Annotated in this window: 11 protein-coding genes; 1 reads left to right on the forward strand and 10 read right to left on the reverse strand. The window is 64.8% G+C overall.

The features are described 5' to 3' along the window. Positions 1–93 precede the first annotated feature (93 nt). The 8 genes from GDN70_RS23355 to GDN70_RS23390 all read right to left on the reverse strand — a co-directional run bounded on the left by GDN70_RS23355 (position 94) and on the right by GDN70_RS23390 (position 9,565). Positions 94–1,272, reverse strand: coding sequence for a TIGR03862 family flavoprotein (locus tag GDN70_RS23355; protein WP_038972540.1), 1,179 nt, complete (start codon positions 1,270–1,272; stop codon positions 94–96). Between the two features lie 38 nt (positions 1,273–1,310). Then, positions 1,311–2,228 (reverse strand): SDR family NAD(P)-dependent oxidoreductase, encoded by a 918-nt coding sequence (locus GDN70_RS23360; protein WP_038972541.1) that lies wholly within the window; start codon positions 2,226–2,228, stop codon positions 1,311–1,313. 106 nt (positions 2,229–2,334) lie between these two features. Next, positions 2,335–2,814: a MaoC family dehydratase gene (locus tag GDN70_RS23365; RefSeq protein WP_028145119.1), complete on the reverse strand. Its 480-nt coding sequence runs from the start codon at positions 2,812–2,814 to the stop codon at positions 2,335–2,337. 129 nt (positions 2,815–2,943) lie between these two features. Next, positions 2,944–4,659: an AMP-binding protein gene (locus GDN70_RS23370; RefSeq protein ID WP_152103089.1), complete on the reverse strand. Its 1,716-nt coding sequence runs from the start codon at positions 4,657–4,659 to the stop codon at positions 2,944–2,946. 128 nt (positions 4,660–4,787) lie between these two features. After that, the gene (gene mmsB / locus GDN70_RS23375; protein ID WP_152103090.1) at positions 4,788–5,675 is read right to left on the reverse strand and encodes a 3-hydroxyisobutyrate dehydrogenase; all 888 of its coding nucleotides are present in this window, start codon (positions 5,673–5,675) and stop codon (positions 4,788–4,790) included. A gap of 27 nt (positions 5,676–5,702) precedes the next feature. Further along, positions 5,703–6,770 carry an enoyl-CoA hydratase/isomerase family protein gene (locus GDN70_RS23380; protein ID WP_038972544.1) on the reverse strand — a complete coding sequence of 356 codons (1,068 nt, stop codon included), beginning with the start codon at positions 6,768–6,770 and terminating at the stop codon, positions 5,703–5,705. Then, on the reverse strand, positions 6,767–7,912 hold the full coding sequence (locus tag GDN70_RS23385) for an isobutyryl-CoA dehydrogenase (RefSeq protein WP_038946439.1): 1,146 nt from the start codon (positions 7,910–7,912) through the stop codon (positions 6,767–6,769). The genes GDN70_RS23380 and GDN70_RS23385 overlap by 4 nt, the downstream gene beginning before the upstream one ends. 156 nt (positions 7,913–8,068) lie before the next feature. Beyond that, positions 8,069–9,565 (reverse strand): CoA-acylating methylmalonate-semialdehyde dehydrogenase, encoded by a 1,497-nt coding sequence (locus GDN70_RS23390; protein ID WP_038946438.1) that lies wholly within the window; start codon positions 9,563–9,565, stop codon positions 8,069–8,071. 102 nt (positions 9,566–9,667) lie between these two features. Between GDN70_RS23390 and GDN70_RS23395 the strand changes: the two genes are divergently transcribed. Next, on the forward strand, positions 9,668–10,582 hold the full coding sequence (locus tag GDN70_RS23395; protein WP_028145124.1) for a LysR family transcriptional regulator: 915 nt from the start codon (positions 9,668–9,670) through the stop codon (positions 10,580–10,582). A 103-nt stretch (positions 10,583–10,685) separates the two neighbouring features. Here the strand turns inward: GDN70_RS23395 and GDN70_RS23400 are convergent, their stop codons facing one another. Both GDN70_RS23400 and GDN70_RS23405 read right to left on the reverse strand, forming a co-directional pair. After that, the gene (locus GDN70_RS23400) at positions 10,686–11,303 is read right to left on the reverse strand and encodes a TetR/AcrR family transcriptional regulator (RefSeq protein WP_028145125.1); all 618 of its coding nucleotides are present in this window, start codon (positions 11,301–11,303) and stop codon (positions 10,686–10,688) included. A gap of 64 nt (positions 11,304–11,367) precedes the next feature. Beyond that, positions 11,368–11,901, reverse strand: coding sequence for a PaaI family thioesterase (locus tag GDN70_RS23405; protein WP_028145126.1), 534 nt, complete (start codon positions 11,899–11,901; stop codon positions 11,368–11,370). Between the last annotated feature and the right edge of the window lie 90 nt (positions 11,902–11,991).

The following is an 11,991-nucleotide window of genomic DNA, read 5'->3' on the forward strand; positions in this document are numbered from 1 at the left end:
ATTGCTCTGGTAGGGTGGGTTAGCCGAAGGCGTAACCCACCACTCCTCTCGATGCAGATACAGACGTGGTGGGTTACGCTTCGCTAACCCACCCTACGACCTGGCGAGCCACGCCAGCACGCCCCTGCCCGCGGCGGCTCCCGTCGCGAACGAGGCCTGCAGCAGATAGCCGCCGGTCGGCGCCTCCCAGTCCAGCATCTCGCCGGCGGCGAACACGCCGGGCAATTTTCGCAGCATGAAGCTGCCGTCGAGCTCATCGAAGGTGATCCCGCCCGCAGTCGAGATCGCGCGATCGATCGGGGCAACGCCGGTGAGCTGAACCGGAATGGCGTTGATCAGATGCGCAAGCTCGGCGGGCGAGAACGCGGCCAGTGGCCGGCCGGACACGATGGCGGCCTCCTGCATCAGACCGATTCCGACCGGCGACAATTGCGCCGCCTTGCGCAGGAAGTTCCCGAGCGATTGCTTGCCGCGCGTGCCTGATAGCCGCGTGGTCAGGGCGGCGGCGTCGAGGTCCGGCCGCAATGCGATCGAAAGCGTCGCCTGCCCGAGACTGAGCACCGCCTCCCGCAACTCCGCCGACAGCGCGTAGATCGCGCCGCCTTCGATGCCGCTACGCGTGATCATGGCTTCGCCCCGCACCGTATGCGCGCCGATCGTCAGCGCCACGCCCTTGAGCGGCTGGCCCTCGAAACGATCGCGGAACACATCGGACCAGGCGACCGTGAAGCCGGAATTGGCTGGCCGGAGCTTTGAGATGGCAACGCCCTTCGCGGCGAGGATGTCGGCCCAGCTGCCATCCGACCCCAGCCGCGGCCAGCTCGCGCCGCCGAGCGCGAGCACGGTGGCGTTGGCAGTGACGACCGCCACGCCATCGGGCGCTCGAAACACCAGCCGCCCCTCGTCATCCCAGCCGGTCCAGCGATGACGAAAGGCAAACCGCACGCCGCTCGCATCGAGCCGCCGGAGCCACGCGCGCAGCAAGGGCGAGGCCTTGAACGCTTTTGGAAACACCCGCCCGCTGGTGCCGACGAAGGTCGGCTCACCCAGGGCTTCGCTCCACGCGCGCAACGCCTCAGGCGAAAACGCCTCGATCGCCGCCTGCAGCTTCGGGGCCGCCTCGCGATAGCGCGCCATGAATTCCGACAGCGGTTCGCTGTGGGTGAGATTGAGCCCGCCGCGACCGGCCATCAGGAATTTTCGGCCCGCGGACGGCATCGCGTCGTACACGGTAACGCGCGCGCCGCCCTGCGCCTGCACCTCCGCCGCCATCAGCCCGGCGGGACCGGCCCCGATGACGGCGACGTCGGTCAGAGCTTGATCCCCGCCCGCGCCGCGGCCTGCGTCACGTATTTCTGCGTCTGCTCGAACGCCCCGGTCAGCGCCTTGGCTTTCGACATGTCGCTGATCTCCGCGAAATGCGCCGCCACCGCGTCCGGCGTCCATTCCGTCTCCGGCAGGTTGATGCCCTCGCTCTCCACGATCTTGATCACCGCGAAGGAGCCAGCACCGGCGCCCATGATGGTACGGGTCGGAGCGTCTTCGCTGAGCATGTACTCGACCGCGGGCGTGATCGCGTTCGGCTTCATCAATTGCAGCGCCTGCGGCGGCAGCAGCTCTTCCGTCATGCGCGTCGCCGCCGTCGGCGAGATGATGTTGACGCGGATGTCGGACTTGCGGCCTTCCTCGGCGAGCACGTTCATCAGGCCGACCATGCCGGACTTGGCCGCGCCGTAATTGGCCTGGCCGAAATTGCCGTAGAGGCCGGAGGACGACGTCGTCAGCACGATGCGGCCGTAATTGCGGTCGCGCATGCCGGCCCAGGCCGCCTTGCAGCAATAGAAGGTGCCGACCAGATGCACGTCGAGCACTTTCTGGAAGTCGGCCGCTTCCATCTTGCCGAACGACTTGTCGCGCAAAATGCCGGCATTGGCGCACAAGAGATCGACGCTGCCCCATTCCTTGGTGGCGCGCTCGACCATGGCGGTGACCTGTTCGAAATTCGAGACGTCGGCGCCATCCGCCATCGCGGTGCCACCGGCTTTGCGGATTTCCTCGACCACGGTCTCGGCCGGCGACAGCGAGCCACCGGTGCCGTCACGCGCGCCGCCGAAATCGTTGACGACGACCTTGGCGCCGCGGCTGGCCAGTCCCAGCGCATGCGCACGCCCCAGACCATTGCCCGCGCCGGTGACGATGGCGACGCGTCCGTCGAACCTGATTGCCATGAGTGCTTTCCTACATGCTAGTCGTCATGGGCGGGCTCGACCCGGCCATCCATCAAATTGACAGGCTTTTGAGCAGCGATGGCTGGCCGGGTCAAGCCCGGCCGCCCTACGCGAAATAGATCAGACCCAGCCACTCCGCGACCAGCGCCGGCTTGTCCTCGCCTTCGATCTCCACGGTGACGTTGGTGCGGGACTGCAGCTCGTTGGGCTTGCGGAGCTTGGCTTCGGCCAGCACGAAACGGCCGCGGACGCGCTTGCCGGAACGCACCGGCGAGATGAAGCGCAGCTTGTCGAAACCGTAATTGACGCCCATCGTGGTGCCCGCGATCACGGGCATCACCTCATAGGACATGATCGACAGCAGCGACATCGTCAGGAAGCCGTGCGCGATGGTGGTGCCGAAGGCGGTCTCCTTCTTGGCCCGTTCAGGGTCGACATGGATGAACTGATGATCTTCGATCACATCGGCATAGGTGTCGATGCGCGGCTGATCGATCAGGTGCCATGAGGACACGCCGATCTCCTTGCCGACCATGGCCTGATAGGCTTCCAAGGAAATCGGCGGCTTCTTCCAGACTTCGTTCATTTAGCAACTCCAAATGCCGTCATTCCGGGGCGCGCGAAGCGCGAGCCCGGAATCCATCGCGCCACGGCGTCTGTTGCAAGATGGATTCCGGGTTCGATGCTACGCATCGCCTCGGAATGACAAGCCTACTTAGGTCTCACTCCGTGTTTTCGGCAGTTCCGGAAAATCCTCCTCACGGAATTCCCGGCCGCGCAGCGGATCGTTGCGATCATCGTCGCGCTCCAGCCTGCGTAGCTGCACCCGGCGGATTTTTCCAGAGATCGTCTTCGGCAGCTCGGTGACCATTTCGAGGCGACGGATGCGCTTGAACGGGGCGAGCCGCGTGTGCAGGTGCTGGAAGATCGACAGCGCGGTCTCAGGCGTCCGCTCCGCGCCCGAGGTCAGCAGCACGAACGCCTTGGGGATCGCGAGCCGGATCGGATCCGGGCTCGGCACCACCGCGGCTTCTGCGACCAGCTCATGCTCGAGCAACACGCTCTCCAACTCGAACGGACTGATCCGGTAATCCGACGACTTGAACACGTCGTCGGAGCGGCCGACAAAAGTAAGATAGCCCTCGTCGTCTTCGAACACGACATCGCCGCTGCGATAGAGCTCGCCCTCGGCGCCGGAGAGCTTGCCGTCGTCGCTCTGATAGCCCTGCATCAGCCCGGCGGGGCGCTCGGCGCCGAGCACCAGTGTAACTTCGCCTTCCCTGGCGGGATGGCCGTCAGCATCGCTGATCTGCACGCGATAGCCCGGCAGCGGCCGGCCCATCGAGCCGATCTTGATCTTCTGGCCCGGCGAGTTGCCGGCGAGCGCGGTGGTTTCGGTCTGGCCGTAGCCGTCGCGGATGGTGAGCCCCCAGGCGGCCTGCACCTGGTCGATCACTTCCGGGTTGAGCGGCTCGCCGGCGCCGCAGACCTCGCGCAAGCTCACCTTGAAGGAGGCAAGGTTCTCCTGGATGAACAGCCTCCACACCGTCGGCGGCGCGCACAGCGTGGTGACGCCGCAGCGGCCGATGGTGGCGAGCAGGCCCTTAGCATCGAAGCGCGGCTGGTTGACCACGAACACGGTGGCGCCCGCATTCCACGGCGCGAAGAAGCAGCTCCAGGCATGCTTGGCCCAGCCGGGCGAGGAAATGTTGAGATGGACGTCACCCGGCTTCAGCCCGATCCAGTACATGGTCGACAGATGGCCGACCGGATAGCTGCGCTGGCTGTGCAGCACGAGTTTCGGCTTCGCCGTCGTGCCCGATGTGAAATAGAGCAGCATCGGATCGTCGGCATTAGTCGGGCCGTCGGCGCTAAAACTCTCCGGGGCCTTTGCGGCCTCATCATAGGAGAGCCATCCGTCGTGAGCCGTGCCGACCACGATGCGAACGATGTTCTCGGCACCAAGGTTTGCGAACTTCGCGACCTGATCCTCGGTGGCGATCACCGCCTTGGCCTTGCCGCGATCGAGGCGATCGCGCAGCTCGTCCGCGGTGAGCAGCGTGGTCGCGGGGATCACGACGACGCCAAGCTTCATCGCCGCCAGCATCGTCTCCCACAGCGGAACCACATTGCCGAGCAGCAGCAGAAGATGATCGCCGCGGTTCAGGCCCTGCGCGCGGAGGAAATTCGCCACCTGGTTCGAGCGCTTCGACAGCGCCGCGAAGGACAGTTTTGTCTGCCGGTCCTGCGCGGCGTCGACGATCCAGAGCGCGGGCCGGTCCTTGGCTTCGGCGTCCTTCGCCAGCTCGTCGAACCAGTCGAGCGCCCAGTTGAAGGGAGCCGGATCCGGCCAGCGGAAGCCTTTGACCGCTGTCTCGTAATCCGTGCGGTGCTTGAGCAGAAACGCGCGCGCGTCCTGAAATGTCGTCATGTTCCGGGCCCGTCGAAATGATCTTCGAACGTAACCCGGATGGAGCGAAGCGCAATCCGGGGCCGGCTACGCCATTGGAAGCAGCTGACCCGGATTTCGCTTCGCTCCATCCGGGCAACGAAGCCTCGCTATTTTCCAGCGAGGCTGCGAACGTGCTTGATAATTCCGGAAAAATCCACCCCACCTTGCCCGGCTGCGTCGAAAGACTGATAGATCTCCTGCGCATGCTTGCCGAGCGGGGTGGCAGCGCCCGCAGCCTTCGCGGCGTCCTGCGCCAGCGTCAGATCCTTCGCCATCAGCGCCGAGGCAAAGCCCGGCTTGTAGTCGTTGTTCGCGGGCGAAGTCGGCACCGGACCCGGCACCGGGCAATAGGTCGTCAGCGACCAGCACTGGCCCGACGAGGTCGAGGCAACGTCGAACAGCGCCTGATGCGAGAGCCCGAGCTTCTCGCCGAGTGCGAAAGCTTCGCTCACCGCGATCATGGAAATGCCGAGGATCATGTTGTTGCAGATCTTGGCCGCCTGCCCTGCGCCGGCGCCGCCGCAATGCACGATCTTCTTGCCCATGTTCTCCAGCACGGGCTTTGCCGCCGCGAATGCATTCTCCTCGCCGCCGCACATGAAGGTGAGCGTCGCGCCCTTGGCGCCGCCGGTGCCGCCGGAGACCGGCGCATCCACCGAGAGCACGCCGTGCTTGCCGGCGAGCGCATGCGCCTGCCTCGCACTCTCGACGTCGATGGTGGAGCTATCGATGACCAGCGCACCCTTGGTCATCGCGGGAAGGATTTCGTTCCAGACGCCGAGCACATGCTTGCCGGCCGGCAGCATGGTGACGACGACATCGGCGCCCTTTACCGCGCCCGCGGCGCTGTCGGCGATGCCGGCGCCATCGGCCTTGGCCTGATTGCGCGAGGCTTCGACGAGATCGAACGCCACCACCTTGTGGCCGGCCTTCACGAGGTTGGCGGCCATCGGGCCGCCCATGTTGCCCAGACCAATGAATGCGATCGTGGCCATTGTCGTCTCCTCCGCTTCAATCGTTGATTAGTTGAACTTCAGCTCGTCGGCGCCGATCTCGGCGAGATACGGCGCAAGCATCTCTGGCGTCACATCCTCGATCCGCGGCGGCGACCAGATCGGATTGCGGTCCTTGTCGATCACGGCCGCGCGCACGCCCTCGCGAAAATCATCGCTGCGGAACACCTCGAGCGCGGCACGGTATTCGCGCACCAGGCATTCCTCCAGGCTCGACGCGGTGCGCGCCAGTCGCAACAATTTCAGCGTCACCACCATGCCGCGCGGCGATTTTTCGTTGAGCGTCTTCAGCGTCGCCAGCGCGAACTCCGAGCCGTCACGTTTCAGAGCGGCAAAGATATCTTCCATCCGGTCGAAGCCGAACAATGCGTCGATAGCAGGCTCTTTTGCCGCGACCGGTCCCGCGGTCTCGGCCGTCGCAAAGCCGTTGATGAGCTTGCCAATATCGGCCGCAGTTACGCCTGGACGAACCTTGGTCAGCGCCTCGCGCAGCTCCGGCCATTTGGCCGTCGGCACCACGGCGTCGGCGAATTTGGCGTGGATCGCGTCGGGCCCGTTCATGGTCTGGCCGGTCAGGCCGAAGTAAGTGCCGATCTCGCCCGGCGAGCGCGACAACAGAAAGGTGCCGCCGACGTCAGGAAAGAAGCCGAGCCCGACTTCGGGCATCGCGAGCTTGGTGCGATCGGTGACGATGCGATGGCTGGCATGGGCGGAGAGCCCGACGCCGCCGCCCATCACGATGCCGTCCATGAAGGCGATATACGGCTTTGGGAATCTTTTGATCCGGGCGTTGAGGATGTATTCCTCGCGCCAGAGGATCTTGCCGAGGTCGCCGTTGACCTTCGAGCTCTCCCAGAGCGTGCGGATGTCGCCGCCCGCACAGAGGCCGCGCTCCCCGGCACCTTCCAGCACGATCACGGCGACGGCGGAATCGGCCTCGAAGCGATCGAGCGCCTTGTCGATGTCGCGAAACATTTCCAGCGTGACGGCGTTGATGGCCTTGGGACGATTGAGCCTGATCACCCCGGCCGTGCCCTCGACGCGCGCGACCAGATCGCCCTCTTCCACCGAACTCATCGCGCGCCCTCGATCAGTTTGCGCGCCACGATGAGCCGCATGATTTCATTGGTGCCTTCGAGGATCTGGTGCACGCGCAGATCGCGCACGATCTTCTCGATCCCATATTCGCTCAAGTACCCGTAGCCGCCGTGAAGCTGCAGCGCATGGTTGGCGACCTCGAAGCCGACATCGGTGCCGAAGCGTTTTGCCATCGCGCATAGCATGGTGGCATCGGGGTCCTTCCGGTCCAACGCCGCGGCGGCGCGCCACAGGAAGGTGCGCGCGGCCTCGAGCTCGATCGCCATGTCGGCGAGACGGAATTGCAGCGCCTGGAATTCGTCGAGACGCTTTCCGAAGGCCTTGCGCTCCTTCATGTAGGCGCGCGCCTTGTCGAGCGCGGTTTGCGCGCCGCCCAGCGAGCACGCGGTGATGTTGAGGCGGCCCCCATCGAGACCGGCCATCGCGATCTTGAAGCCGATGCCCTCCTCGCCGAGGCGGTTGGTAACAGGCACGCGGGCGTTCTCGAACATCACGGCGCGGGTCGGCTGCGCGTTCCAGCCCATCTTGCGCTCATTGGCGCCGAAGGAGACGCCCGGCGTCTTGCCGTCGATGACGAGGGTCGAGATGCCGCCCGGGCCATCGCCGCCGGTGCGCACCATCGCGACCAGCAGATCAGTACCGCCGGCACCGGAGATGAACTGCTTCTGGCCGTTGAGAACGTAGTGATCGCCATCGCGCACCGCGCGGGTGCGGAGCGCCGCGGCATCCGAGCCCGCGCCCGGCTCGGTCAGGCAGTAGCTGGCGATCAGCTCCATCGAGCAGAGCTTTGGCAGCCATGTATGACGCTGGGTGTCGCTGCCGAAGGCATCGATCATCCAGCTCGCCATGTTGTGGATCGAGATGAAGGCGGAAGTGGTCGGGCAGCCCGTCGCCAACGCCTCGAAGATCAGCGCCGCGTCGAACCGCGTCATCGCGGATCCCCCGACATCCTCACGGATGTAGATGCCGCCCATGCCGAGCGTGGCGGCCTCGCGCATCACGTCGACGGGGAAGTGCTTCTCCTCGTCCCAGCGCAGCGCGTGCGGCGCGATCTTCTCCGCCGCAAACGCCAACGCCATGTCGCGAACCGCGATCTGATCCTCGTTCAGAGCGAACTGCATGCTGCCGTTACCCTCTTGCCCCATCGTCATTGTGAGCGCAGCGACGTGTCCGCCGAAGCCTTTGGCGAAGGCGGAAGCAATCCAGGCTGCCTCCGCGGAAAGTCTCTGGATTGCTTCGTCGCTACGCTCCTCGCAATGACGGGCTGGGCAACAGCCCTACTTCATCAGCGGGATCGAGAACTCCGCACCTTCCTTGACGCCGGACGGCCAGCGCGAGGTCACCGTCTTGGTCTTGGTGTAGAAGCGGACCGAATCCGGACCGTGCTGGTTGAGATCGCCAAAACCCGACTTCTTCCAGCCGCCGAAGGTGTAGTAGGCAATCGGCACCGGGATCGGCACGTTGATGCCGACCATGCCGACATTGACCTTGGCTGCGAAGTCGCGGGCGGCGTCGCCGTCGCGGGTGAAGATGGCAACGCCGTTGCCGTAGTCATGCTCGGACGGCAGCGCCAGCGCTTCCTTGTAATCGTGCGCGCGCACGACCGAGAGCACCGGGCCGAAGATCTCTTCCTTGTAGATCCGCATATCCTTGGTGACGTTGTCGAACAGCGAGCCGCCGAGATAGAAGCCGTTCTCGTAGCCCTGCATCTTGAAGCCGCGGCCATCGACGGCGAGCGTCGCGCCTTCCTTGATGCCGATGTCGATGTAGCCCTTGACCTTCTCGACCGCCTCGCGCGTCACCAGCGGGCCGTAATCGGCGGACGGATCGATCGAGGTGCCGATCTTGAGCGACTCGACGCGCGGGATCAGCTTTTCCATGAGACGGTCGGCAGTGGACTTGCCGACGGGGACCGCGACGGAGACAGCCATGCAGCGCTCGCCGGCCGAGCCGTAGCCCGCGCCGATCAGCGCATCGACCGCCTGGTCCATGTCGGCATCCGGCATGATGATGGCGTGGTTCTTGGCGCCGCCGAAACACTGGCAGCGCTTGCCCGTTTGAGCTGCGCGCTCATAGATGTACTGCGCGATCGGAGTGGAGCCGACGAAGCCGACGGCCTTGATATCGGGGTCGTCGAGGATGGCGTCTACCGCCTCCTTGTCGCCGTTGACGACGTTGAGGATACCGGCCGGCAGGCCGGCCTCGATCATGAGTTCGGCGAGCAGCATCGGCACGCCGGGATCGCGCTCGGAGGGCTTGAGGATGAAGGCGTTGCCGCAGGCGATCGCGGGCGCGAACTTCCACATCGGGATCATCGCCGGGAAGTTGAACGGCGTGATGCCGGCGACGACACCGAGCGCCTGACGCATGGAATAGATGTCGATGCCGGGGCCGGCGCCTTCGGTGTATTCGCCCTTCATCAGATGCGGGATGCCGCAGGCGAACTCGGCGACCTCGAGGCCGCGCTGGATGTCGCCCTTGGCGTCCGGCACGGTCTTGCCGTGCTCGCGGGCGAGCAGCTCGGCCAGCTTGTCGTAGTCGCGCTGAACCAGCTCGACGAATTTCATCATGACGCGGGCGCGGCGCTGCGGGTTGGTCGCGGCCCATTCGGGCTGTGCTGCGCGGGCGTTCTCGACCGCGGCCCGGACCTCGGCCTTGGACGCCAGCGCCACCTTGGCCTGGACGTCACCGGTCATCGGCTCGAAAACGTCGGCGGTGCGGCCAGAGGTGCCCTTTACTTCCTTACCACCGATGAAATGTCCGACTGAACGCATGGAATGATCTCCTTGAGGCCGAGCTTGAACGCTTTGACAAATCCTATCGACCTGCATTTTATAGGATTCAAGTCTGAGATAATGCACCATAGATGTGCGAAAATGCTGGATCAAGGCGCTATCGATTGGGACGACTTTCGCTTCGTGCTGGCCATAGTGCGGGGCGGCTCGGTCTCGGCTGCGGCAAAACAGCTCGGGGTCGACCATGCCACAGTGATCCGCCGCGTCGACCGGCTGGAGAAGCACCTCTCGGCCAAGCTGTTCGACCGGCGCAAGACCGGCTACCTCCTCACCGAGGCCGGCCAGCGCGTCGCCGATAGCGCGGAAGCGATGGAATCGACCATCGTTGCCAACCAGGAGCAGGTCGGCGGTTCCGTGGCGCGGCTGACGGGGACGGTGCGGATCGGGGCGCCCGACGGGTTCGGCACGGCTTTCCTGGCGCCGCGGCTGGCCCCCTTTGCCGACCGGTATCCCGATCTCGATCTGCAACTTGTGGCCACCGCGCGGCTGTTCAGTCTCTCCAAACGCGAGGCCGATATCGCCATCAGCCTGACCATGCCGAAGGAAGGTCGCATTGTCGGCCGCAAGCTGCTCGACTACCGCCTCGGCCTCTATGCCGCACCTGGCTATCTCGATCGCTTCCCTGCGATCACCTCGCGGCAGGATCTGCCGCAACACCGCTTCGTCGGCTACATCGAAGAGCTCTTGTTCACGCCGGAACTCGATTATCTGCCGCAGGTGTCGCCGCGGATTTCGGCGCGCTTCCGCAGCGCCAATCTGATCGCACAGCTCAATGCCACGCTGTCGGGCTTCGGCATCGCGGTGCTGCCGCACTTCATGGCGAGCGATTATCCGCAACTCGTTCCGGTGTTGCCCGAGGAGATCTCGATCACGCGGACATTCTGGATGCTGATGCACGCCGACAGCAAGGATCTGGCGCGGATCAGGGCGGTGGCCGATTACATCGGGGAGATCGTGGAGCGCGAGCGGGCGCTGTTTGCGGGACGCACTTCGTAGGGTGGGTTAGCCGAAGGCGTAACCCACCACGCCTGCCTCCGCGGAAATCGAAGAGGTGGATTACGCTTCGCTAATCCACCCTACGCATTCAATGGCACCTCGGCTAGCTCTTCGCCTTCTTTGGCGCAGCAGCCTTCGGTTCGCGCTTCGCGCCCTCCAGCGCACTGTCCCTGCCCACCTTCAACACCTCGTCGGAGAGCTCGCTCGACCCTGCAATGCGCGCCAGCAGCATGGTGCCGGCCATCGTCGCCAGCGTCGCAACCGCCTGCTTGCGTGCGGCCTTGCGCGGCATGTTCGGAATGTTGTCCGCTAGCACCTCGATCATCTCGTCGAGCTTGCCGGCAAAGGCCTTTCGCGCCTTCGGGCTCTCGCGGGCAATCTCGGCACCGAGCGCCGGGATCGAGCAGCCATGGCCGGGATTGTCGCGATGCAACGCCGACAGGTAGGCCTCCGCGATCATCGCCAGCCGCTTGTCCGGCGAAACCTCGTCGGTGATCTTGCGCCAGTGTTCCATCGAGCGGTCCATCGCGTAACCGAACGCCTCGATCACCAGCGCCTCGCGGGAATCGAAATGCGCGTAGAAGCCGCCATGGGTCAGGCCCGCCTCCTTCATGAGGTCGGCCACGCCGATGCCATGGGCGCCCTTTTCGCGCAGCCGCACAGAGGCCCTCTTCACGATACGGTCGTGGGTTTCCTGCTTGTGTTCCCGGGAGTAGCGCATGCGGTTCTCATTGAATGTCGATGGTCATCTCATAACACGCAAATGACGAAAAGGGTGCATTAATTCATGTTAAGTTGCTTCCGATCATGGAAAACGTCGCGGTTGCGTGCACCGCAAGGGCGCCCTTGCCGTCCCGGACGAAGCCTTCGGCGTAGCTGGTCTGCCGCCCCAGCTTGATCACCTTGCCTTCGGCCGAGATCAGGCCTGAGCGAACCGAGAGCGGACGCAGGAAGGTCATTTTCAGGTCGAGCGTCACGGAGCTCTGCCCGGCTTCCAACCGGGTCGAGATCGCGCATCCCATCGCGGTATCGAGCAGCGCAGCTGCTGTCGCGCCGTGGATGAGGCCAATGGTATTTTCGAGATCCTCGCGCGGCTCCAGTTCCATGACGATCCGGCCCGGCTCGACCACCCCCACCGTGAAGCCGATCAGTTTTGCAAAAGGCGGCGGCGGCAGCCGGCCATCGCGAATGCCCAGCATGGCGTCCATGCCCGACAGGCTCATTGCTACTTTCGCGACCGGCGCCGGCACCTGCCAGTCCACCACGCGCTCGCGACGCTGTGCGGGCGAAAACAGATCGAGTTGGTCGGGTTCAGTCATGGGATCCCTTTTGTATGTTACTCGTCATACTATGCCACGGACTTCGCCCTTGCAACTCGCCCCACCCCGCTTGACAACAAGGACGTTTCG

It is taken from the genome of Bradyrhizobium sp. TM102, from assembly GCF_009176685.1.
GTDB classification, from domain to species: Bacteria; Pseudomonadota; Alphaproteobacteria; order Rhizobiales; family Xanthobacteraceae; genus Bradyrhizobium; species Bradyrhizobium ottawaense.